Source organism: Cryptosporangium phraense (assembly GCF_006912135.1).
Taxonomy (GTDB): Bacteria; Actinomycetota; Actinomycetes; order Mycobacteriales; family Cryptosporangiaceae; genus Cryptosporangium; species Cryptosporangium phraense.
The window spans coordinates 211,127-234,692 of the sequence record NZ_VIRS01000011.1 but is presented as its reverse complement, the minus strand read 5'-3'; the positions used below and the strand labels follow the sequence as shown (position 1 = coordinate 234,692).

The 23,566-nt window shown below is 67.6% G+C and carries 16 protein-coding genes and 1 tRNA gene; 5 read left to right on the top strand and 12 right to left on the bottom strand.

What is annotated here, in order from left to right; translation table 11 throughout:
* Window positions 1-169: 169 nt before the first annotated feature.
* On the top strand, window positions 170-649 hold the full coding sequence (locus FL583_RS17860; RefSeq protein WP_276611625.1) for a hypothetical protein: 480 nt from the start codon (window positions 170-172) through the stop codon (window positions 647-649).
* A 72-nt stretch (window positions 650-721) separates the two neighbouring features.
* Here the strand turns inward: FL583_RS17860 and FL583_RS17855 are convergent, their stop codons facing one another.
* Entirely contained in the window at window positions 722-1,171 is a 450-nt protein-coding gene (locus FL583_RS17855) for a very short patch repair endonuclease (protein ID WP_420843156.1), read from the bottom strand.
* A 155-nt stretch (window positions 1,172-1,326) separates the two neighbouring features.
* Here FL583_RS17855 and FL583_RS17850 point away from each other — a divergent pair, with 155 nt between their 5' ends.
* Entirely contained in the window at window positions 1,327-2,568 is a 1,242-nt protein-coding gene (locus FL583_RS17850) for a DNA cytosine methyltransferase (protein WP_142705793.1), read from the top strand.
* A gap of 63 nt (window positions 2,569-2,631) precedes the next feature.
* On the opposite strand, the gene FL583_RS17845 is transcribed toward FL583_RS17850, so the two are convergent.
* The gene (locus FL583_RS17845) at window positions 2,632-3,567 is read right to left on the bottom strand and encodes a NaeI family type II restriction endonuclease (RefSeq protein ID WP_142705792.1); all 936 of its coding nucleotides are present in this window, start codon (window positions 3,565-3,567) and stop codon (window positions 2,632-2,634) included.
* A 251-nt stretch (window positions 3,568-3,818) separates the two neighbouring features.
* Here FL583_RS17845 and FL583_RS17840 point away from each other — a divergent pair, with 251 nt between their 5' ends.
* A complete protein-coding gene (locus FL583_RS17840) occupies window positions 3,819-4,700 on the top strand; it encodes an HNH endonuclease (protein WP_170323711.1) in 882 nt (293 codons plus the stop codon).
* Window positions 4,701-5,336: 636 nt separating this feature from the next.
* Here FL583_RS17840 and drmB read toward each other — a convergent pair.
* From drmB to FL583_RS17810, 6 genes are all read right to left on the bottom strand, one after another.
* Entirely contained in the window at window positions 5,337-7,253 is a 1,917-nt protein-coding gene (drmB, locus tag FL583_RS17835; RefSeq protein ID WP_142705809.1) for a DUF1998 domain-containing protein, read from the bottom strand.
* 11 nt (window positions 7,254-7,264) lie between these two features.
* On the bottom strand, window positions 7,265-10,735 hold the full coding sequence (locus tag FL583_RS42975) for a helicase-related protein (protein WP_142705808.1): 3,471 nt from the start codon (window positions 10,733-10,735) through the stop codon (window positions 7,265-7,267).
* Entirely contained in the window at window positions 10,732-12,375 is a 1,644-nt protein-coding gene (locus tag FL583_RS17825) for a nuclease-related domain-containing DEAD/DEAH box helicase (RefSeq protein WP_205752230.1), read from the bottom strand. The genes FL583_RS42975 and FL583_RS17825 overlap by 4 nt, the downstream gene beginning before the upstream one ends.
* A 44-nt stretch (window positions 12,376-12,419) precedes the next feature.
* Window positions 12,420-13,949: a hypothetical protein gene (locus FL583_RS17820; RefSeq protein WP_142705789.1), complete on the bottom strand. Its 1,530-nt coding sequence runs from the start codon at window positions 13,947-13,949 to the stop codon at window positions 12,420-12,422.
* Window positions 13,946-14,911 carry a hypothetical protein gene (locus tag FL583_RS40965; RefSeq protein ID WP_205752229.1) on the bottom strand — a complete coding sequence of 322 codons (966 nt, stop codon included), beginning with the start codon at window positions 14,909-14,911 and terminating at the stop codon, window positions 13,946-13,948. Before FL583_RS40965 ends, FL583_RS17820 begins: the two co-directional genes overlap by 4 nt.
* A gap of 482 nt (window positions 14,912-15,393) precedes the next feature.
* A tRNA-Thr gene (locus FL583_RS17810) sits at window positions 15,394-15,470 on the bottom strand.
* Window positions 15,471-15,831: 361 nt separating this feature from the next.
* Between FL583_RS17810 and FL583_RS17805 the strand changes: the two genes are divergently transcribed.
* Window positions 15,832-16,041: a DUF1737 domain-containing protein gene (locus FL583_RS17805; protein ID WP_142705788.1), complete on the top strand. Its 210-nt coding sequence runs from the start codon at window positions 15,832-15,834 to the stop codon at window positions 16,039-16,041.
* Between the two features lie 1,045 nt (window positions 16,042-17,086).
* On the opposite strand, the gene FL583_RS17795 is transcribed toward FL583_RS17805, so the two are convergent.
* Complete coding sequence (locus FL583_RS17795; RefSeq protein WP_142705786.1) at window positions 17,087-17,614, bottom strand: NUDIX domain-containing protein; 528 nt, start codon at window positions 17,612-17,614, stop codon at window positions 17,087-17,089.
* 9 nt (window positions 17,615-17,623) lie between these two features.
* Window positions 17,624-18,466, bottom strand: coding sequence for a PSP1 domain-containing protein (locus FL583_RS17790; protein WP_142705785.1), 843 nt, complete (start codon window positions 18,464-18,466; stop codon window positions 17,624-17,626).
* A gap of 532 nt (window positions 18,467-18,998) precedes the next feature.
* Here FL583_RS17790 and FL583_RS17785 point away from each other — a divergent pair.
* Window positions 18,999-19,976, top strand: a complete 978-nt coding sequence (locus tag FL583_RS17785; protein ID WP_142705784.1) for an LPXTG cell wall anchor domain-containing protein — start codon at window positions 18,999-19,001, stop codon at window positions 19,974-19,976.
* Window positions 19,977-20,010: 34 nt separating this feature from the next.
* Here FL583_RS17785 and FL583_RS17780 read toward each other — a convergent pair whose 3' ends face one another.
* Window positions 20,011-21,213, bottom strand: coding sequence for a DNA polymerase III subunit delta' (locus tag FL583_RS17780; RefSeq protein ID WP_142705783.1), 1,203 nt, complete (start codon window positions 21,211-21,213; stop codon window positions 20,011-20,013).
* Window positions 21,210-23,291, bottom strand: a complete 2,082-nt coding sequence (gene tmk, locus FL583_RS17775) for a dTMP kinase (protein ID WP_205752227.1) — start codon at window positions 23,289-23,291, stop codon at window positions 21,210-21,212. Before tmk ends, FL583_RS17780 begins: the two co-directional genes overlap by 4 nt.
* Window positions 23,292-23,566 lie beyond the last annotated feature (275 nt).

Genomic DNA, 23,566 nt, shown 5'->3' with positions numbered 1-23,566 from the left:
GCTACTCCACAACCTCGCTCGGAGCGCGTGACGCGTTGTCCCGGCTACAACTCAGCTGACCGTGCACGAGTTACGAGACATCGCTTAGAACGAGCCTGGCCGTGCGCTTCCGAGGCCTGCTAGCCCCTCGTTCGCCGCGCCTGTCCGGCGACGAAGAGCTGGTCGCGATCTGGCGCACGACGAGCGATTCCAAAACTACCGGGCCCACCTCAACGTGCCTGACGTGTCGGTCGTCACGCGTGCTTGGATCACTCAGATTCTGACCGGCGACCCACTCGGCAGCGAGTGCCCTGATGCGTGGCGGACTTGGTGCCGGTCGCGGGCCTACCGACCGATTGAGGCTCCACGAACGCTGACCGTCCTCAGCCGCAACGAGCAGCTGCCATCGGGTGAGGAACTCGCCTATCTATTGGCGATCTATGAGCACTTCAAACCCAAGCCCACCGACTTCGAACGGTTCGCGGCTGACGTCTTCAAGATGAGCGAGCCGCAGGTTGAGCGCGCAGACGTGACGCGACCGTGGCGGGACGGCGGGCATCCCGTCGTCATCATTGCCAGACGCGACCTGGTGGAGATCCTCAAGTCTCGCGGTTACGACTCGCTGAACGCCCTCAAGCTCCTCCTGCAGAGCAAGTACCCAGTCGCTTGAGCCTGTTGCGACGCTGCATGTCGGGCCAAATGCCTGAGGTATGCGACACACGCCTCCGGCATCACACGATTGTCAGAGGCGAGGGTTATCTTCGTTCACATGTTCGACGACACCGTTCACCGCCCCTTCAACTGCAGCTACGGCTGTATCGAGGGCCTCGTGCTCCCATAGCCGGACGACCCTCCAGCCTGCATCTTCCAGCGCTGCGTTGACCAAACAGTCGCGCTCCAGGTTGCGACGAAGCTTCGGCGCCCAATACCAGTCGTTCGTTGTCGGATACCGACCATGAGTGGGGCAAACATGCCAGAAGCAGCCATCCACGAAAACCGCCACCTTGCGTGCAGTGAACACGATGTCGGGCTTGACCCGGACCCCCTCCGCCGGACGCAGCAGGAAGTCTTTTCGGTAGCGAAACCCTCGACTGTGGAGCGCCTTCCGGAGCGCCACCTCGGGTTTTGTGTCGGCGCGCCGGTTGGCTTGCATGTTGCGGGACCTGCCCTCGTTCAAAGGCGCCGGGTACAGACCCTGTTCGTGAGCACGCCGCCGCTCCGCGTCACGGCTCGTTTTCGACACGACTCTGTACCAGACCAATACGCTTGTCGGGGCAACACGACCGCTGAGGCAAGATACCCCGTGACACTGCTGTCGGATGCCGCAAGCCGGGAGAGGGAGTAAACGTGGAGCAGGACTCGCTCTCCGTAGTCGAGATTTGCGCGGGCGCTGGCGGACAGGCCTTGGGCCTGGAGAAGGCAGGCTTCGAGCACGAGCTAGCCGTCGAACTCGATGCGAATGCCAGTGCTACGCTCCGCGCAAACCGGCCATGGAAAGTCGCCGAGGGCGACGTCGCGGACTCCACGGTCTGGAATCCAGAGGACCACCGAGGTATAGCCCTCCTCGCTGGCGGCGTGCCCTGCCCACCATTCACGATCGCCGGCAAGCAGCTAGGCGCCACTGACGAGCGTGACTTGTTCGCGTGGGCTGTGGAGCAGGTCGCCGTAGTGCAGCCGCGCGCACTTCTACTGGAAAACGTCCGCGGGCTCAGCATGCCGCGCTTCGCCGGTTACCGGCAGCACGTGCTCGACCGACTCACATCGCTCGGCTACATGGGAGAGTGGAAACTTCTTCAAGCATCCGACTACGGTGTGCCGCAGCTCCGGCCTCGGTTCGTGTTGGTCGCGTTGAAGCCGGAGGATGCGGCGTACTTCACTTGGCCGGAGCCCCAGGGGCCCCCACCCACAGTCGGCGAAATACTCTTGCCATTGATGAAATCTCGAGGTTGGCGCGGCGCCGACGCCTGGAAGCACAAGGCGAACAAGATTGCTCCCACGATCGTGGGTGGATCGAAAAAACATGGCGGGGCCGACCTGGGACCAACACGCGCGAAGCGAGCCTGGGCCGAGATGGGCGTCGACGCATTGGGCGTGGCCGACGAGCCGCCAGGCCAGGAGCGTGACGACGAGTGGATCCCCAAGCTGACTACCGAAATGGTCTCTTTGCTGCAGGGCTGGAGACCGGACGAATGGCATTTCACCGGACGTAAGACGACCCGCTATCGACAGATCGGCAATGCATTTCCACCGCCGGTGGCTGAGGCAGTGGGAAACTCCATCCGGATGGCCCTCGAGCACGAGGGCATACCAGCCGAGCGCGCCGCTTCGAGTCACGATCCCATCTATAAGGCGCTGCGCGAGAGCGGCGATTTCCTCACGCCAACCCAGTTGCAGCGTGCCGTGGGCAGGCCGATCGAACCGCCGGAACTCGAACGAACGCTGAGTCTGCTCAGCCGTGACTTCGATCTGGACGTTCGCGAATCAAGGGGCTCGATCGCGTATCGCCTCGGTACGTTCAAGGCCTTCGTGGGCCAGGACGAGCACAGCCGCCATGAGGTCTTCCAGAAAAACCGCGGCAGGATCAGCTGACCGCCTTCCTACCGGCAGGTCGGCTCGTTCGGCCCGCGGCAACCAAGCATGGCGCCGGGGCAGTCAGCTCTCGCGCAGCCCTCGCTCAGGGATCAGAGGGGCCGCACAAGCCACTACTTCGCCAGGATGTGCTCGGCGCCATCGCACGCCATCCATTACTGGGCCGATCTCGTCCTCCGAAGGAACGACCCGCACCGAGACGTACTCGTCCGGTCGGGGAATCGGCACCCCGAGCTGTGCAGCTATGTGCGAATGGTACGTCCCGCTGAGGATGATGATTCCCTCGGCCTTCAGTTTGGATCTGGATCCACCGTTGTATCGGACGCGCTTCTGATGATCGAGTTGCCGACTGACCGTCGCAACGGAATTCCGATGAACGATTCGCCCTTCGGCGGCGCGGAAGAGCCGATGCGTCCGCTCAGTGCCGCTCTCGCTGTCGAAGACGTGATATACCACGTCCATCGGTAGCTGTAGCAGAACATTGGGCCGCAACTGCGCACCCCGCCACAACCAGCGGATAGCGCTACGTCCCCGCCTGTTCAGCGAACTCTTTTTATCTCGATTAGCGCCCTCGCGACGGTATTCCTCTCGGACCCTGACGAGTCCCAGCGACCAACGAGCCTCTTCGTCACTGCCCGTGGCGACCAATGCGATTTCGCCGAAAACCTCAGGAGGGAGCATCCACCCACCCATCGACTGACTCCACTTGGCATCAACCTGATGGTTGGCTATTCGATAATCGGTGGTGACGCCGCCTTCGAACTGGAACTCACGCTGGCCGTTGATTTCAAACAACGTGCCGAAATGGGTCTTCTCGGTCTTCATGAGCTGGTCCCAACGATAGCGACCGGTCTCCTGACCGTTGTAAACCATGTCGTACGTGTGCCGGATGACGGCTGCCCACCTTGACCCATGCGGGTCTAGCCGCACGAGCTCCGCGGCGACCTGCTCCACATCTCGGTCTTCATCTCCGTCGAAGAGAACCGGCTGTTCGATCACCGACTCAGTATGAGCCCACCCCCGACGAGCCTCGGTGCCAACCGGCAAGCCGCAGCCCTACTCACCTTGGCCGGGTGGTGCAGTCAGGGGGTATCGTCTCCAATCCTGGTCCCGTTGCCGCCGGACATACGGATGTCCGGCGGCAACGTGCAGTATCTATGCAGTTTGCGGCAGTGAGAACCTATGCCGCATACTCTGTTCAGCCATGCCGCTGGGCTAGCGGCGGTCCGAATGTCGAGGAGAGTTCCGACGTGAGCCCTGACGCGAGCACCCCCGACGGACCGCCCGATCTCCCTCACCCCGACAGCGATGAAGTGAGGGCTGCCATCAAGGGCACGGAGGCGAGGGAGGCCTACCGCTGGCTGTGGGAGAACCGCGACGACCCGCAGCCGATGGCCAAATGGGTGGAGCAATCCCAAGGCGTCTTTGGCAAGACGAACAGCAACACTGGCCGACGACTACGCGAGGTGTACCCCGCCTTTGTCGTTGATCGGTTCAAACAGCCCCAGACGGGCACTTGGGTCTACAAACTAGTAAGCCGCAGAGAGGACGCCGTCGACACCGCGCCCATCTCCGCAAGGCTTCAGGCCGAGGTTTATACACTTAAGGGTCGATGGTGTGCCATGTGCGGTCGGGGTCCAGCCGACGGCGTTAAGCTGCAGATCGACCACATCAGGCCGAGGGAGTGGGGTGGCGAAACCGTCCTCAGCAATCTGGAACCGCTTTGCACGGAGCATAATCACGGCAAGAAGGCCTTCTTCTCAAGCTTCGACGAAATTGGCCCTCTCATCCGGATCGCAATGGAGGGAGACGATCCTTGGACAAGGATCGGAGAAGTGCTCAAAGCCTTTCATGAGATCGGTCGACCGTGCCCCGTGTCGATGATCTCTCTCGTGGCGCAGGAGACCCATAAGGGTGATCCACTGAAACGACTCCGCGAACTTCGATATGTGCTCGGGTGGCCAATCGAATCCCGGCGCGCAAAGGATCCAGCGGGCATCACGCACGTCACCTACGAGCTGACCGGAGATGCACCAGCATGGCCGACGGAGGGCCCGCAGGCCCACGTGACGCGATACGAACGCGAGCGGAAAGCCCGGAAACGACAGGACGCTAGAGAGGCCGACGTATGAAACACGCTTGGGGGTAGGCTGGGGTGTTGTACCGGTCATCAACACAAGGTAAACCAAGCAATCTCGGCCTGTAGGTGGGCGCGAAGGCGGTCCGATAGACCAGTTCGGCCTGAGCGTGGAGAAGAAGTCCGCCATCAGCGCGTTGCCGAACGAGTCCCCGATGGTTCCCATCGATGCGGTAATACCCAGACCAGCCAGCGTCTGGCTAACCGAAACGACCTGTAGTTCCCGGTTTCAATCGGTGGTTGCGGTGGTGGGTCGTCTCTGGGGCTGGAACGGCGGATCTGGACGGCGTACTCGAGTGCGCCAAGGACAAGATCGATGTCGCACTGGTCTGAGCTTCGGATCGGCCTCCCGATACAACCGGACAGGGTACTTCCGCGGTGTCGCCACTGATGGTTCCCGTCCCGCGGTTATCTGCCCACGCACAGAACCCTCCGCGAGAGCGGGAATCTCAGCTCCCAGAAAAGCGCCAACACCGCTCACGCCCCGCCCCCGAGGACCCTGCGAGCGGACCAACGCCGAACTCAAGAGCTGGAAGATCCTCCGTAACATCTGCGCCAGCCCAGACAGGACGACCGCTTACCAACGCCGTCCAGTCCTCATCCAGGCCAACCTAAATCAGCTCATTGAGCATTAGCTGAAGGACGCATCCGAGAAAAATCCGATCGAGCGATCGGCGAAGGTGCCCACTACCAGTCCGCGATCGAGGAAGCGATTGAACTCCTCGCAGCTGGTTTCCGGCAGCAACGCGCATCCATGGCAGGCCGCCAAGTTGCATGACTGCGGGCCCTGGCCCTTCTCGCCTGCGTCCATGCAGACTGGGTCGGTCGAGCACCACTGGGCATCACCGAGTGCAGACGAGAACACTGAGCGCAAGTTGCCCGGACGGGCCATCCGGACCAGCCCACCCATCGTGCCCTCCGAGTCGCCGGCTGCCGTGTAGATCAGCAGCCCGGCCATCTCCCGGCCCGGTGCGTCCGACACGTACAACCGCTCGCGCAGCGAGGCCGAGCTGTAGCCGCAGGCGAACACCAACTCGTTGATCACGAGGTGCGCGAGCGTGTGCAGCAAGACGAAACGCGGGATCAGGACGCGCTTCTGCAGACCGCGGCTGGCCGCCACCTCGCCGTATCGGTCGGTAATCATCGTCGCGCGATGCTGGATCTCGGCCCGCTTCTCCCAAGCCGCGAGCCGCTCTGCGTCGAGCTCGAAGAAGATGCCCTCGCCCTTGACAACGTAGGCCGGGAGCCAGTCCTGGGCCGGCACCAGCGACTTCCGCCGCAGCATTTGCTTGCCGGCCGAAAGCCGCAGCGCGTCGTCGCGGACACGGGTGAAGCCCCGAAGCGCCCGCGTCTCCCGAAGCACGTCGACCGAGCGAACCCGGCCGAGATGGCTCGTGAGCGCCGAGTCCAGCCCCGGGTCAGACGCGGACAGCAGGGCGTCCTTCGGCTTCTCCCGGATGTGCTGGAACTCGGGGTAGCGCCACTCGTCGCTGCCGGTCAGCAGTTCGGTTTCGCCTTCTTCCTCGGCCTCCGGCTGGTCCTCCCCGATGCCGAAACGGTCGCGGTAGCCGGCCAGCAGATCTTCGTGGCTCAGCGGCGTGACCAGCTCGGCCGCTAGCGCGCTCTCCAGGTTCTCCCGCAGCATGTCCGCCGTTGCCTGCGCCCCGACGAATCGGTGGACGAACTTCATTGCTACCTCGACCGCGGGCTGCTTCAGGAGGGCATGGACCTCGGCACTGACCGCCCCCTCTTTCCTGGGCAGGTAGATCGAGGACTCAACCTTCGGGAAATAGACGTTCCCGGCCGCCCGCAGAGCGCCGCGGATCGGCTCGCCGCACGTGCCAGGCGCCGCGCCCTGCCCGAGCCAGGGCCGCGACCCTGGACAGTTGTACGGCTCGTCGCGGGACACCAGCTGGTCGGTCAGCACCGTCCGCTCCCCGCTGCTCCCGTCGCCGCGGCCGCCCTCGGTGATTCCCCGGAGCGAGCGCTCCTTGTTGCACTTGCGGCACTCGACGATCTGCCCTTCCAGGCCGCCGCCGCCACGCGAGGTGAGGTACAGCTGGCCGCTGCACGATGGGGTGTGCGATCGGTGCACCCACTCGTTGAACGGGAAGTCGTCCAGGTGTCCGCGCGCGCAGATCGCGACGAACGGCACCTGCGCCATCCGCGGCCCCTTCTTCCCCTTGCTGGTGTGGCTCGGGTCCGGACAGAACATGCGCGTCTGCAGGGTCAGCGGACTCTTCTCCAGCCGCTTGCAATACATGCAGAACGACCAACGCGGAAACCGCAGCACCGGCACGGTCAGCCCCACGTTCCGTGGGTCGTTGCCCGCACCCTTGTAGCGGTAGTCCGGCGGCAGCCGGAACTCCGCGACCTTGAGCCGGGCCTCTAGCCGCCAATCATGCGCCTGGTACTCGTCGATCTTGAGGGTGTCCGGGTTGTCGACGTCGTACCAGTGATCGAGCCCGGCGGTGATTACCGAGGTGCCGTCAACGAGCACGCTCATCGCGCCGACGCCGAACGGCGTGACGAGCTGCGCTCGTCGCATGTTGCCGGTACTCACTGGCCCTCCTCCGTCGGCTTGGCGTCGTCCAGCGCGTACGCCGTCGAGACCTTCAGTCGGCACTCGGCGTCGACGTTCCGCATGCTCGTCGGGACATCCCAGATCATGCCTTTCGGGTCGTTGACCGGCAGCGTCCCGGCGTACCGCATCAGGCCCTGTCTCGGGTCGCTGTCGCTGCCGAACGCGTTGGCGTCCCACATGGTGCGCTCCCAAGCACCCCATTGCCGGGCCCGCTCGGCCGCGACACGGTCCAGCGTCGGCAGCTCATCCGGATCAGCGATCTCGGCCCGGCGCCGCAGCAGTGCGATCGCGTCCTCGTACTCCGCGCGTGGGAACGGTTCCGGCTTTGTATGGGGCGAGACCTGCCTGATGTGCGCCACCGCTGCAGCGTGCAAGGCCCGGTCGAGGACCGGCGCAGCGAACGGCGTGACCGATGTCGGCTCCACCTGCGCATAAAGCTGCTGGTGGTAGGTGCGGAACCGTTCGTAGTGGCTGCGGTCGCGCGGCTTTGCCGCGCCGTAGATCGTCAGGACGAGCCCGGGGCTCTTGTCCGGCTTACGACCGACGCGACCGCTGACCTGGATGTACTGCGCGGTGGTCTTGGGCTGACCGACGATCGTCATCAGGCCGAGCCGATCGATGTCGATGCCGACTTCGATGATGTTCGACGCCAAGCAGATGTCGACGCAGCCCGGCTGGTCGTGCTCCAGCTGGAGCTGCTCGATCGCCTTCGGGATCTCGTCGCTGCGTCGCCGGGACGTCAGCTCCATCGTGATGCGCGGCCAGCGCATGGTCTCCCGATTGTCCCGCCGCCGTAGCCCGGTGAGGTAGTCGGGGACGTCGGACTCGAGCAGCGAGACCGTGTTACCGAGCTCGCGCAGGCTATTCAGGAAGTTCAAGTTGGTCCAGTAGCCGTCTCTGTCGGCCTCCGGCAGGTTTTCGGCCGCCTGCAGCGTCGCCGCCGCGACCCGCACCTGGACGGTCTGCAGTGAGCCGAGCGACGGCGACATGATGCCGAGGTATCGGCGGCCTGGCTCGGGCGCGCCGTCCTCGCTGGTGGCCGGTTCGGCGAAGAATGAGTGACCCTCCTCCAGCCCGTGGGGCGGGAACAGCGCCACCGATTCCCGGCCGAACAATCCGCGAATCTGATCCTCGAACCGGCGGATCGTCGCCGTGGCCGCAATGATCTTGGCCGGCACCGGCGCGGTCCCCCGCCGGTCGGTGCAGAGATCGTCGATGACCGGCTCGTACAGGCCGGCCATCGAGCCCAGCGGCCCCGAGATCAGGTGCAGCTCGTCCTGGATGATCAGGCTCGGCGGCGACACGTCGCGGTCGCCGTCTTCACCCAGGCCGAACAGCCGCCGAGCATCCGGACGCCAGGCCATCATCGCGAACTTGTCGACGGTGCCGATGACGATCGACGGTCGGGTGTCGTAAATGTCCTCGTCGACGACGTGGACCGGCATTCCCTTCTTCCCCGCGTATCGGCACGAGTTGTCAACGCAGCGGAAGATCACGCGCGAACCGACCTGCTCGTAGCCGAAGACGTCCTGCCCGCTCTTGCCCTTCGGCTTGGTGCCCATCTGCATGCCGCACCAGGGGCAGCGCAGCAGCAGGAAGCGGTTCTGCTGCTGGGCGTCGCGCCGCAGCTGCTTCAGCGCTTCGACTGCCTGTTGCCAGGTGTTCGGCGTGGAACTGCTACCCAGCCAGATCCCGATACCGAATGGCTCCGCGCCCAGTTCCTCGGCGTTCTTCGACCGGAGGTCTTCCAGCACGCAGACCAGCGACGCGGCCCGTAGGAACTGCTGGGCGGTCAGCAGCCGCAGCGTGTAACGCATCAGCGTATCGGTGCCGGCGTCGTCGCGGTCACGGAGCCGACGAGCAATCAAGCTGATCGCCGAGGCCCCCAGGTACGCCTCGGTCTTACCGCCACCGGTCGGGAAGAAGATCAGGTCCACCAAAGAGCGTTCCGCGCGCCGGGGTTCGACTAGCTCCGGCAGGCTGGCCAGAATGAATGCAATCTGAAACGGCCGCCAGGTGTTCGCACCCGGCACCGGCTCCACCTCCGGGTGCGGTGTGGTGGGACGGCTGATCCCGTCCTTTCCGGCGTTCACCTCGCGCAGCGGCAGCCTTGACCGGATCTGCTGGAACAGCATTGCGTGGTTGGCCAGCCGGAACGCCCGCGCGGCGATCGGGCTCTCACCCACCAGCTCCCAGCCGGCCCGCATCCGGTCAAGCGCCTTGCGGCACCCGGCCAGATGCCGGTTGGCCGCGTCGTGGAACCTCTCAGGGAGATCGGGCACCGCGTCCTCCTGCCGCGCGATCCACTCGTCATACAGGCGCAGGACCGTCTCGACCTGGACATCGCCGTCCGGATCGCCGTCGGCCAGCGCCTTCATGCTGACCGTTACGCGGGTCCGGACGCCGGAGGCGTCGGCGACGTAGACATCAGGGGTCAGGCTTACGACCTCGTAGGCCGGCATCGGCTCGGCCTGGACGAACGTCGCAGTCTGCTGCTCGCCGTGGCGCCACTCGGCTGCGCAACCGTGTCCGATCGCGTACGTACGCTTATTGCGGTAGAGCAAGTCGATCGACTGCTCCTCCTCGTCGCGCTCGGCCTGCTCGGCCTCGGGGTATGGCTCGATCGTCAGCCCGCCGGCCGGGGTGACGGTGAAGCCCATCTGGAACAGCGCGCTGGCCGGACCGGAACCGGCCGCCTGGTTAAGCACCACCACGGTGACCAGCCGCACGTCCGGGTCGGAGTCACCAGGCACCGGACGGCTGAACACCTTGGTAGTCGGCTCGACTCCCAATCTGGTCAGCTCCGCGGCCGGCTCGCCCTCGACGACCGGCGCGGTCGCGACGGTGGCCAGCCTGCCGATTTTGGTCAGGAGCGTCTCCCCCGCAACTGACCCGGATAGCTCGAACGGCCTGCGCAGCCACCACTCCCGGGGCTTCCCGGCGGGCAGTTGGGCGCTGATCTTGCCGTAGCTCGCACCGCGAACCGTCACTGTCAAGTACCCGTCGGCTGGTACCCGGCACTTGAACGAGATCGCCATCGCCGACGGCTTGAACTCATTGGCGTCGGTCAGGTCGAAGTCGTCCGAGTCGGCTTGGTCGTACCCACTCGCAGGCGCCTTGTTTTCGGGAGGCGGTGCCGGTAGATCTTCTCCCTGGCTGCTGACGTTGACCAGCAGCGCGTCCTCCCCGCCGCTGCCGACCGCCACCGATGCGCCGCTGTACAGCACCCCGATGCCGTACCGCCGTAGCGGATCTGACTGGGTCAGCACCTCCTGCAGTGTGGTCGCATCGTGGAACTGCGACCAAGCCTCCTCGGCCGTGTCGAAGCGGACCGAGCCGCTCGAGCAGTCCAGCGGCTTTCCGGCGGGCTCCTCCCCCGGCAACGGCCCGAAAAGCTCTCGGCGGACGGCCGCCTCCACGGAGGCCCGTGCCTCGATTCCCGTCATGATTTTCCCCCCAGAACGGTTCGGATCGTGCCGGTCTCGACAATCGCGATCAGTCGATCGGTTGCGCGCGTCAGGCCGACGTACAGCAGGGCTTCGAAGTTGGTCACCCGGCGCTGATCGAGATCGGTGACGATGACCGCGGGCGCCTCCAGTCCTTTGAACGCGTGAATCGTGCAGTGCCTCAGCTGACCCGGGCGCACGGGGCTGCCGTCGGCGGCCCGCAGTACCTGTCGCAGCCACGGGTCGGTCGTGGTCTCAGCTGTGGACCCACCTCGCAGCGGGCTGAGTACCACTATGTCGCTCAGTTCCATGCCTTCGTCCCGAAGTTTGTGCACGGCATCGACGAGCATGGGTGACTGGTCGTGGTCGGCCTTGTACGCAAGCACGTCGGGGTCGACGCCGTCGTCCTGCCGCCGGAAGCGCCGATAACCCGGCTCCAGCCTCGTCAACAGGTTGACCTGGTAGCCGATGCGCGGAAGGTTCCGGCAGTTCTCGACCAGCCGCCTGCTCACCAGTCGCGGCGACCGCGTCTGCAGCAACTCGCGGCTCGCGCCCTCATAGACGGCCTGCTTCTCGAAATCGCCGAAGAACAGCAGCCGACCACTCTCGAGGCCGCCCTTAACCATCAGGTCAAGGGCGTCGAGAAAATGCCCTCGGGTGAGGTCCTGCGCCTCGTCGACGACGAGGAAGTCTCGCGGCTGCTCGCGACCGTCGAGCAGCGCTTCGAGTGCGCGATCAGGCAGTTCTTGATCCCAGAACGCCGATCCAGCGCCGTGCGGTGGGCTGACGCCGACCAGCCGCACGAGCTCTTGATGGAAGGTGCCGGTGATAAGCCCGGCGACATCGCTGAGCTCGTCCTTGAGCCGACGGCTGAGAAGCTGGTTGAAGCAAAGGAGGCGCCCGCTGTGGCCCATCGCTACCTCGCGCCGCGCCGCTTCCATCGCCAGCAGTGTCTTGCCCGATCCGGCCGGACCGGTGAACAGCACGGCCCGGTTGTCGGCCATCGAGTCGAGCGCGAGGTACTGCTCCTCGATGAACGTGATGAGCTGTGATTCCCGAGCCCGGCGGCGGTCGCCCGCAGTGATCGCCGTCTCGAACCGCGGCCGCAGTACAGACGCGATTCGCTCGGCGGTCTCATCATCGGGTCCGACGCCGCCGTAGGAAAAATGACGGATCCGATCGTCGATGTGCTCGGTTCCGGCCGCGAACGTCCGCAGGATCGCCGAGACGCCGCCCGCCCGTAGATCTTCGGAGTCGAGCACCTGCCAGTCGTGCCATTCGACGCTCGCGGGAAGCTCGCTCCTGGCCCGGACGTGTGTGAACCAGACCGCGTACAACACGGGAACCGACCGCAGCCCGACCTTTTTCTCCAGCGCGGCACGGATGCTGTGCATCGCTTCGGACGCCTGCTGAAACGGGCTGCGGGACGACGCCGGCTGGGTGCCGAGCCGCCAACGCCCGTCGCCTGCGACGTGCACCGACTTGTGCGATTTGACTTCGATCACCAGCACTCCGCGACCGGGCGCGATCACGACGAAATCGGCCTCGCCCTGGACCTGACGCACGTGCTCGGCGATCCCCAGTGAGTGCAGCACGATCCAACCCTTGGTCTCGGGGCTGGAAGCCAAGGCCGCGTGCACCGCTTTCTCCCCAGGGGGCGCGTCCTCCGGGCAGTAGGCCGGCATCATTCGAGCCACTGCGCACTCCGATCGACTACGAGCACCCGTGTCTCGTGCCGAGCCACGATCTCCGGGTGCGGTGAGATCGCGAGGACGCGGGTCGCGAGGATGGACCGGAAACCACCGGTCGCGACGCCCAGACTCAAACTTCCGGTTAGTTCCAATTGCGAAAGATCCGCGGCCGACACCTCAGCCTCGAGCCGCTCACGGACCGCCGCCGCGGCCTGGTGCACCGCCCGTCTGAGCCGGTTCGCGTGCACGGCCGTCGGCTCTGCCGGTATCTCGAGCCACTTGAGCAGCGCAGCGAAGTCCGCGTCGCTCGTCGGCCGGACCAGATATGGGTCCGTCCACGCGCGAGCCTGATTCGCCGCCGTCGTCACGCCGCGGGCCCGCAACTCGCGAACGACCTCCTGCTGACCGATCCAAAACAGACATTCTTGGAGCTTCTGCTTCCAAGCGTTCTGCGTCGCCTCAACGGCGGACGCGTCGGCGCCCAGCCGGGCGTAGGCCTCGCGGTACAGCGCCGACCGCTCGCCCTCGCCCTGCCGCAGCACGAGGTAGGTCCCGGGCCGCACGGTCGATACGCCGACATAGATGATCCGCTCGCCGGGCGGCTGATCGGGGTCGAGCGCGCGGATGCGCTCTCCGTCGTCCTCCAGGCACATGGACCAGCCGCCGCTCAGCAGCACCCGATGGGCCAGGACCTCGTCGCTCTTCGGCGACCGGCTCGGCGCTTGGGAACGGCCCCAAACCGGCTCGGGCAAGAAGTCGTCTTCGATCCCAGACCCGCTCGGCGCTATTGCGCTACCTGGTTCGCTGGTGTTCCCGACCACGAACACCCGAGTCTTTATCTCCAATGCTCCTTCGGCGTATCGAGCCATCGCCGACCGTGGAACAGTCCGGTCGCCGAACCAGGCCGGAATGAGGAAGCTGATCTCGCTCGTCACCGGCGCGGTCACGACCGACGACCGGAAGAAGCGCGGAGGCCCAATCAGGTAGGACTGGTCCACCGGGGGCTGCAGCCGCTCGAGCTCTCCTGCCGTGAGCACCAGGATGCCCAGCTCGCCCAGCCAATTGGTAAGCGCGACTTGAGCGCGCTTACTCGCGGCCACGACGACGCACTCGTTGGTGCCGACCTCCTCGACCGAGGACAGCAGGAGTGACCCCAGCGGCGAATCGGTTTCCGCCGCCGCCATGGCTGCAGCGACCAGTTCGTCGAGGACCGCTACGTCTTCCACCGCGCCGTGCAGGAGCGACGCGTACTTCGCAACCAACTCCGCCATCTCAGTCACCGCGCTGTTGAGCATCACCGGCTGCGGATGCGTCATCCGGCGCCAGCGCAGCGACTTCGCCGCACCAACGACATTGCCCCACGGGCCGTCGTGCAGGTCGTCCTGCGCCACGTAGAAAACGTCGCGGATCGCCTGGTTGAGCCGTGCTCCGGCGGGGTCGCCCACCGCGACGATCTCGACTCCGTGATGGACGAGCGACTCGGATGCCCGGTAACGCTGATCTAGCGCATCGATGCGGTTCACAGCGGCACCGTGAATGTCAGTGCCTCTACCCCGTCCGGCGTGGACCACCCCAGGTCGTCGCGGACGGACAGCGCTTCCCCCCTGGTGTTCCGAAGCTGGACGACGATCTCCGCGGCCGTCTCATCCGCGACAGACCGGTCGATCACACAGACGACGACCGGGGTCTCGATCTCGTTCAAATATTTGACTGCCGGTGCGCCATCTAGCACGACGGCGCGGAGGTCGCCGGGCAAGGACGACACTTCCGCGAATCGTGCGGAGGAGTACAAGCGCGTAGACCACGTCGCCGCACCGGGTTCGTCAGGAAGCAGAATGTCGGCGATCGTCCCCGGCACCCTGGGCTGGCCAGCTGCATGCTCGTCTGGATTACTGAGCAACGCCGCGAGATCGGCCTTGAGCCACTTCAGCGTTCCCACGATCGCGAGGTCGGCGGCCGGCGCCGCGATGCGCGCATCCCATGTCTCTTCCAGGTGGGCCAGGCGACCGAGGCCTCCTGGCAAGGGTTTCGACGCCCGTGCAGGCTTGGCGAGACTTGTGAGCACGGCGATGGCTCGGATGGCGGGTATCTGCCATTGCGACTCGCTGAGGCAGACTCGGGGCGGAGTCGCCTCTTCCGACAGCCTCTCAAAGATGTCCGAGACAACAGTGTTTCCCACCACCAATCGAACAGGCGTACCCGGATCGATATTTCGGGCAATCTCTAGTACGTCGGTGGCCGCCGTTTGGTGTCGAATCTTCTCGCTCACCGTCGCCCATCCGCTTCCCACGAGCGCCGCAACGAAGTCTCGTCGCGGAACGGTGACTGCGACGATCAACTGCCGTTGATCGTTCACGGCGGCGTATCGCCGAATCCGGGCACCGAGTGCTACGAACCCGCCAATCCACGGTGCAATCGTGGGCGGCGCGGCCGGATCCTCGGAAAGCGCGAGCCTGACAGCGGGAAACGCGGTGGACGCAGGCACAGATCACCCCCATCAGTGCTGACCGGTGCGTTCGCGAGTGGATCCGATCTTAAACAGCGCCACCGACAAAATGTAAAACGGGTTAGCGCGGGGAACCGCGCGTTGGCTCCAGTGAAGTGCAGTATTACCGCGTCGGGACTTCACATCAATCCCAGGGCGCATTTTGATGACTCAAATCGGAATTCGAATGCGCTAGTCCCCACGAGTGCGTCGACCCTGGCGGCCTCATCGGCTTCCTCCCGCGCTTCGGGGATGGGGGCTCCCCCCTGCACGCCTGCCACAGCCACAGCCACAGCCACTCCGAAGCTGGCGGGCACGCCGATCCTTCGCGTCGTGGTGTCTGGTGAGCATCCGGTCGTCGGCGTCGCACACCTGCAGAGATTGCATCGAGGACGCTTGGCTCGGTTTCTTTCCCCGATCAGACCGAAGAAGCCCCGCAGCCGTGGGCTGCGGGGCTTCTGGGCTTCGGCAATGCCTGAGCATGGAGCCGCCTCCGGGAATCGAACCCGGGACCTACGCATTACGAGTGCGTCGCTCTGGCCGACTGAGCTAAGGCGGCAACGTGCGAGCCAAGTGTAGCGGGTCCTTCGCCGGCGACCGAATCGGTACCGGCCCGCACCAGACGACGCGCTGCGCCCGTCGCCGCCGCCCTACGCTGGCCGCTGCCTCCCGGGGGGAAGCTCGCTCGCCGCTCCGCCTGCGCTGCCCTGCACGCGGCTCGGCGGCGCGTGCCGCTGCGCGCTGCTCGGTCTCCGGCGGCGCCGGCTCGCAGCTCCATCTCGCGCCATCGGCTCGCACTCCGGTTCATGGCTTCGGTCCACGGCTCTGGCGGGCGCCGCGCCGGTTGGGGCAGCCTCGTGCACATCTGTGTGGGCGCCCCTACGGTTAGGGTCGGCCCCCACTGACCGGAGGAATACCGGATGGACCACACTGCGGAACGCCTCCGCTACCTTCTGTTGACTGGGCCGGACGGTGACGATCTGGCCGTTCGGGTCAGCGAGGCGCTCGACGAAGGGTATGAGCTCTACGGGTCGCCGGCGATCACGTTTGCTGGGGACCGGGTGCTGGTGGCCCAGGCTGTGGTCCTCCCGGCGTACGCGGCGGGCCGCTATCGTCGTCCGAACGCCTGAAGCAGCCCGCGTCCGCGCGGGCTTAGGAGGGGACGCGGGTGCGACGGCGGGTGGCGGTGGTCGGGCTCTTGCTGGGCACTGCGGCTGGGGCGCTGCCGGCTCCGGAGGCCGCTTGCGCTTGTGAGTGCCTTCCGGTCACGCCGACGGAGGCTCGGGCGGAGGCCGGCTTCATTTTTGTTGGGACTGTTCGGCGGCTCATCGGTACGAAAGATCCGGACTCGCCGGAGCCGGTGACTTACGAGTTCTCGGTCGAGCGGGTCATCAAGGGTGCTCGGGTGACTCGGGTTCAGACGAACGCCAGCGCGGACGCCTGTGGGGTCGAGTTCGAGGTTGGTCGGCGGTACGTGGTGTACGCGGTCGACTCGGGTGGGGTTTTGTTCGTGAGTCAATGCGGTGGTACTCGCCTGCTTACGGCGGGAGATGCGAAGAGCCCCGTGGGGAAGTTAGGTCGGTCGGGGTTGGTCGCCGGCTATTGCTCGGCCGCTTGACGCGGCTAGTTCATCCGAGGCGATCGAGGAGGATTCGTTCATGCCGATCGAGGGCGTTATCGCTGCCGTGGGGATCATTGTGGTTCTGCTCGTCGCGATCGTGCTCGTCTCTCGAGCCCGCCGCCACCGCGACTGACCCGCCGCCACCGCGACTGACCCGCCGTCACCGCGACTGATCAGCCGTCACGACTGACCCACCATCGCGGCCGCCCGCCGACGTCCGCCTGCGCGCGGATTGCCGGGAAATCGGCGCTAAGGCCGGCCGTGAAGCGCCGATTTCCCGTCAAACCGCGCTTGGTCCACCGCTAGGGCGGCCGCCGGCTGGGGCCGCCGACTCGGCCCCGCCGCTAGGGCGGCCGCCGGCCGGGGCCGCCGACTCGGCCCCGCCACCAGGGCGGCCGCCGGCTGGGAGCGTCGGCCTTGATCGACGCCGGCTGCACTTGTTTGACGGGGACGCGAGGCGACCTCGCGCGCCACGACGGTGGAGCGGAGCGTCCCGACCTCCACCACTGAGCCACCGCGGCGAGTCCCCCGACATCAGCCAGGCAGGCGTCAATCTACGACCCCAACCGAAACAGACCGTAAGCCGCGATCGAGTGCGCATCCCTCAGCTCACCCTCGCGGATCATCTCCTCCAGGTCAGCCACCGACACCCACTTCTGCCGCATGTCCTGCTCCGACACCTCCCGCGCCACCTCCCCGGCCACCAGGTCCGTAGCCAGGTACACGTCGAAGTACTGGCTCATCACCCCCGGCGCGGCCTGCAAGAACCCCAACCTCGTCCAAGACGAGGAGCGAAACCCCGTCTCCTCCGCCAGCTCCGCCTGCGCCAACTCCAGCCCGCTCCCGCCAGGAGACCCCGGCGGCCAGCCGCCCTGAGGGAACTCCCAGCAGCGGGCCTGTACCGGATACCGGTACTGCTCGACCAGATGGAACCCGCCGTTGTCGTACGGCACGACCAGCGCGAAGTCGCGCTTGTCAATGACTCCGTAGATTCCGGTCGATCCATCCGGCCACCGAACCGTGTCCTCGCGGACCCTCAGCCAGGGGTTCTGGTACGCGACCCGCGTATCAACTTGCTCCATGGACAGGGATCATCCCCCGACCGGGCCCTCCGACGCCGGGGAGCCCTCGTAGGCCTGGCGGGAGCCGCAGACGCTGGCTCGGCTGCAGACGCAACGCGATCCGTCGGCGTCCAGACGGACGGTCAGCGAGTCGGACGGCACCGACCTACCAACTACCCGGCCCGGGCCGGATGAGGTAGTAACGCGTGACCCCACTGCGGGTGCCGTCGCTTCGAACTGCTGGTAGAGCGGGTGTTCATACTTCAGGCAGCACATCAGGCGGCCGCAGGCGCCCGAGATGCGCATCGGGTTCAGGGGCAGGTCCTGGTCCTTGGCCATCCGGATCGTGACCGGCTCGAAGTCGGTCAAGAACGTCGAACAGCACAGGTCCCGCCCGCAGGGGCCGATTCCACCCTGCGCCTTGGCCGCGTCGCGCGGGTTGAGCTGCCTCAGCTCGACCCGGGCGCTCAGCGTGGCGCCCAGGTCTCGCACCAGGGCGCGGAAGTCCACGCGGTGCGGCGCGGTGAAGTAGATCGTGGTGCGGTTCGCGTCGAGCGCGTGATCCACAGCGACGACCTTCATCGGGAGCTCGTGCTCGCGGATCAACCGTCGCGCGGCGACCTTGCCCTGTGCCTTCTTCCGCCGCAGAACGCGATCTCGGTCGAGATCGGCGTCCGACGCGAGCCCGGCCAGCGCGGGGAATCCGGACGTTTCCTCCGACACCCACTGCGGCGCCCACACGCACTGCGCGACTTCGACGCCGTCCTCGGTCGGCACGAGGACGTGATCCCCCACCTTCAGCGACAACTCGCCGGGATCGCAGTAATAGAGCCGGCCGTGCCTGGTGAAGGTCACTGCGCACAGCATGCCCATGTGCTCACGGTACGTCGCGCTACCCCACACGTAGGGCCATTCGGACAGCAAAGACGGCACGGTACACCGCTTATCGCGGCCGACCCGTCACGGCGCGCTGGGGCGGGCGTTGATTTGCCCGTACTGTCCCCTCCGGAGAACAGGGTTCCTCATGCACCAGTGGCGTCGTGTGGCTCTCACGGCCATCTGGGCGGTCAGCGTCGGCTCCATCGGATTAAGCGGTATGAACAACTCCGAAATTGCCCCGGTCGCCCACGTCGTCGACCGTCCCGATTCGTACTCGGCTCGCGCGTCCGCGAGCGTCCTGCGGCTGGCCACTTCAGGCACCGGTCCGCATTCGGTTGCGCTCGGCGGCCTCCGACTGGGGGTGTCGAGCGCCCGCGGGCCACGCACGTCCGCGACCGCGGCCCAGGCCGTCGGACCGCCCGGCGTTCCGCCCACGACCGCTACGCGGTCCTATGAGGAGCCCGGTTCCGTCACGCGCACCAGCCCCGCTGTCGAACTACCTTTTCTGACGCTCGGCAGCGCGCGATTGACGGCAACTGCTGATCGGGGCTTTCTCAGTTCCGCGCTGGCGCGCCCCGGTGAGCTGGTACTGAACCCCGAGGACGACGCTCCGCTGCTGCAGGTCTGGCGCGGGAGTCACTCGTCGGCGCAGACGCAGCGGGTCGCGGTGCCGGGGCAGTCGGCGCTGGGGTTGCGGGCGACGGCGCGGGCCGACGTGAGCGCGGTGACGCTGTTCCGCGGGTCGCCGAGCGAGTTGACGATCCGGTTCCTGTCGTCGCCGTCGCTGGTGGCGGTGGCCGCCGGTACGTCGCGGACGTCGGTGCACTACGCGGCGCCGACCGTGGCGGTGACCGCGGCCGCGGGTCGCAGCTACCGGCTGGACGCGGTCGGCGAGAAGGTGGAGATTCCGCTGTCCGGGCCGGGGTGCTGTGACTCGGACGGGCCGGGCGGGGTGGTGCGGATCAGCCTCGGCGGGGTGCGGGAGCGGGTCGGGCACACGAGCGTCGACGCGACCGCGGCCGCGCTCCGGCTGCAGGTGCTGGGCGCGGACGGCGGGCTGCTGGACGCGACGGTCGGGGATCTGGACGTGTCGGCCCGGGTGCCGCTGGGCGGGCTCGGCGGGGAACCGTGCGACTGTTCCGAGCCTCCGACGGTTGCCCGCGGCGGCGCGGTGATCGGGCATCGGGCGGCCGGACGCCCGGCTGGGGAAAGCGCGCCCGCTCAGCGCGAGCAGCCCGCCGGCCGGGAGCAGCCCGCCGGCCGGGAGCCGGCCGCCGGGCGGGAGCCGGCCGCCGGGCGGGAGCCGGCCGCCGGGCGGGAGCCGGCCAGCGCGGCACCGACCTCGACCGTGGCGTCGCCGACCGAGACTCCGTCGGAGGAGGCACCCACGGCCGATTCCGCCCTTCCGACGACCGGCACCAACCTCGCGGTGATCGCCGCCGTCGGGCTGGTGCTCCTCGGCGCGGGCTGGATCGTCCGGCGCGCCGTCCGCCGCCGGACCTGACCGGCTGAGCCGGTCGCCGTGCCGAGCGACCGGCTCAGCCCTGTAAGAGCGTCACCATCATCGCTTCGACGGCGATCCGCGGCTTCACGTTCTCCTCCAGCGCGGTCCGGCAGCTCAGCACCGCCTCGATCCGGCGCAGGATCGCCTCCGGCTCCCACCGGGCCGCCGCCGCCCGCACCATCTCCTCGATGTCGACGTGCACCAGCGGCACCGCCGCACCGAGCCGCACCATCAGCACGTCCCGGTAGAACGCGGCCAGGTCGACCAGGGCGCGGTCCAGGGCATCGCGCTGGGCTCGGGTCGCGCGGGACTTCTGCTTCCGCTCCAGCTCCTTGATCTGGCCGGCCGTGCCCCGGGTCGCCGTCGTCGCGCCCTTTCCGGTGCCTCCGGCCCCGAGCGCCCGCTCCAGCTCGGCCTTCTCGGTGGCGGCCTGGCCCTCGGTCGCGGCCGCGGCTTCGGCTTCGGACGCGGCGATCAGCGCCTCGGCGGCGTCATAGCAGGCGGCGATGTTGCTGAGCGAGCGCGGCACGGCCAGCACCGCTCGGCGCCGTGCCTGGGCGTCCGGATCGCGGGCCAGGCGGCGGGCGCGGCCGACGTGGCCCTGAGCAACGGCGGCGGCCCACCGGGCCGTGGTCTCGTCGACGCCGTCCCGGCGGACCAGCACGTCGGCCACCGCAGCCGCCGACGGCGTCCGGAGCGGAACCACCCGGCAGCGGGACCGGATCGTGACCGAGACGTCGTCCGGGTGCGCGGACGGGGCACAGAGCAGGAAGACCGTGCGGTCGGTCGGTTCCTCGACGGCCTTGAGCAGCGCGTTCGAGGCCTGTTCGGTGAGGCGGTCGGCGTCCTCGACCAGGACGATCTGCCAGCGCCCGCCAGAGGGGGCGCTCGCCGCCCGCAGGACGAGCGCGCGCATGTCGTTGACGCCGATCGAGAGGCCCTCGGGGACGACCACCCGCACGTCGGCGTGCGTGCCGCCGAGCGTCGTGTGGCACTCGACGCACTCGCCGCAGCCACCGCGCGGGCACTGCAGCGCGGCCGCGAACGCGCGGGCGGCCACCGAGCGGCCGGAGCCGGGCGGGCCGGTGAAGAGCCAGGCGTGGGTCATCTCGCCCGGCGGTACCGGGTCGCCGGCGACGATGTGACCGGCCGCGGCGGCGGCACGCGCGAGGATCGCGACCGCGTCGTCCTGCCCGACGACGTCCGCGAAGACCGCGGGGGCCAGAGCGGTCGTCATTTCGCCTCCGTCGGTGTGCTCACGTTGGGCTGATCATCGGCCTCGGGTACGACAGGAATGACGTCCGCGTGGACCTTCAGCATGGGCGCCACCCGGACCTTGATGCGATCGGCCAGCATCCCGGCCGACGCGCCCGCGTCGAGCACCAGGTAGCGGCGCGGATCGGCCGCCGCCCGATCCAGGAAACCCCGGCGCACCCGCTCGTGGAACGACACCGACTCGGCCTCCAGCCGGTCGGCCGCACCCCGACGCTCCACCCGGGAGAGCCCGACCCCCGGGTCGACGTCCAGCAGGATGACCAGGTCCGGCACCAGCGACGCGGTCGCCCAGCGCGACAACCACTCGACGTCCTCGACCGCCAGCTCGCGCCCGGCCCCCTGGTACGCCAGCGACGAGTCCACGTACCGGTCGCACACCACGATCGCCCCGCGCTCGAGCGCCGGCCGGATCACGGTCGCGACGTGATGGGCCCGGTCGGCCGCGTACAGCAGGGCCTCCGACCGCGCCGAGGGCGCGTCGTCCGAGTGATCGAGGATCAACGAGCGGATCTGACGCCCGAGTGGAGTGGCCCCCGGCTCCCGCGTGCGCACGACCTCGAAGCCCCGCCCGGCCAGCCACTCGGCCAGCGCCGACGCCTGCGTCGACTTCCCGGCTCCCTCGCCGCCCTCGAAGACCAGGAACAGCCCGTCGCCGGACCGGTCCCCCGGCACCGGCAACGAGTGGCCGCGCAGCGTCGCCCACAGATCCCGGAACAGCGGAACCCCAGGTTTGTCATCCATTGCCCGGAATGAGAACACACTGGCGACGATCGCCAGCACCCCACTCAGCAGCAGCAACCCACGGGCCGCGGAGAGGTCGAGGTTGAACGCCCCGAGCGAGATCTTCCGACCGCCCCCGATGCCCACCAGCAGCGACGACACCGCGATCGAGAGCAGCAGCACGACCCGCACGGTCGACTGGACGAACGCGAAGACCCGGCCGCGCATCGCGTCCGGCACCTCGGCGCCGAGTAGCGTCGTGCCGGCCAGGTAGGCCATTCCGGCCCCGGCGCCGGCCAGCGCGGTCAGCGGCAACGCCACGACGATGTGCACCGACAGCGGCAGCAGCGCGACGGCCAGCCCGGACAGCCCGATGCTGGCGCAGAACCACCGCCGACGGGACAGCCCCCGCACCAGCGACGGCCCCAGCCCCATCCCGGCCCCGAGCCCCACGAACAGCGCGCCGAACAGCAGGTAGAACGTCGCGTCCCCGCCGCCGAGGCCGCGGGCGAAGAACTGCCCGACGCCGACGACGACCCCGCCGGCCGCGAACGCGCCGAGGATTCCCAGCACCAGGCCACGCACCAGCGGCGTCCGCCCGGCGTACTTCCAGCCGTCGATCAACGCGGAAGGAAGGCTGGGCTCGGGTACCCCGGCCGGGCCGGACCGGCGCAGCCGGCCCTCGCCGGTGCTGATCTCGGGGATGAAGAACACCACGACGGCGGCGACGAGGAACGTCACCGCGTTCAGGTAGAGAGCCGCGTCGTTGGGGTCGACCAGCACCCGGGACGGGTCGTCGGAGGCCAGCGACAGCAGCAGACGGTTCAGCCCGGCCCCGATCGCCACTGCCAGCAACGGCGTGGCCCCGTACGTCGCGATCAGGCTGAGCTGGTTCGCGGCCTCGAGCTGCTCCCTCGGCACCAGGTTCGGCACCGACGCTTCCTTGGCCGGATTCCAGAACATGCCGACGACCTCGATCGCGAACGTCGCCACCAGGGCCCAGCCGACCGCGACCGGAGCCGACCCCACCACCGCGACCAGCGGGATCGAGGCGAACAGCACGAAGCGCACGAGGTCGCAGACGACCATCGTGAGACGTCGGTCGAACCGGTCGACGAACGCGCCGGCCAGCGGCCCGAGCACGATCGTCGGAAGCAGACGGGCCACCACGACCCCGCCGAACGCGAGGCCCTTGGCCGTCGAGCCGGTCACCTGACCGGCCGCGAAGAGGCTGGTGGCCAGCAGGCCCAGCCAGTCACCCAGGCTGGAGAGGCCGAACGTGAGCCACAACCGGCGGAAGGGCCGGTTACGCAGGACCACCCGGACCTGCGACGCGTCGGTCGCGAGGGGTCGGGGATCGGGAGGGCCCGGGGGGCCCGGTGCCGCGCTGATGGCTACATCTCCTGGATACCGGGGGTTGGCCCTGGAAGCGTATCCAGGTCAGCCCCTACGTCCAGGCGCTGCCCGGCACGGCGGGGCGGATGGCTGACGAGTAGCGCGACATTCGAAGTCCTCCTGGAAGTGCACCGGCGACGAGAACGCCCGCCCCGGCGTCCGAAACTATTCTGCAACCCACTCTTGAGAACGTGTCGGCT

Excerpts from the sequence above, each read along its gene's own strand:
- FL583_RS17790 (WP_142705785.1), bottom strand. The coding sequence starts at position 18,466 with ATGGGCATGCTGTGCGCAGTGACCTTCACCAGGCACGGCCGGCTCTAT.
- FL583_RS17795 (WP_142705786.1), bottom strand. The coding sequence starts at position 17,614 with ATGGAGCAAGTTGATACGCGGGTCGCGTACCAGAACCCCTGGCTGAGG.
- FL583_RS42975 (WP_142705808.1), bottom strand. The coding sequence starts at position 10,735 with ATGACGGGAATCGAGGCACGGGCCTCCGTGGAGGCGGCCGTCCGCCGA.
- FL583_RS17780 (WP_142705783.1), bottom strand. The coding sequence starts at position 21,213 with ATGACGACCGCTCTGGCCCCCGCGGTCTTCGCGGACGTCGTCGGGCAG.
- FL583_RS17805 (WP_142705788.1), top strand. The coding sequence starts at position 15,832 with ATGGACCACACTGCGGAACGCCTCCGCTACCTTCTGTTGACTGGGCCG.
- drmB (WP_142705809.1), bottom strand. The coding sequence starts at position 7,253 with ATGCGACGAGCGCAGCTCGTCACGCCGTTCGGCGTCGGCGCGATGAGC.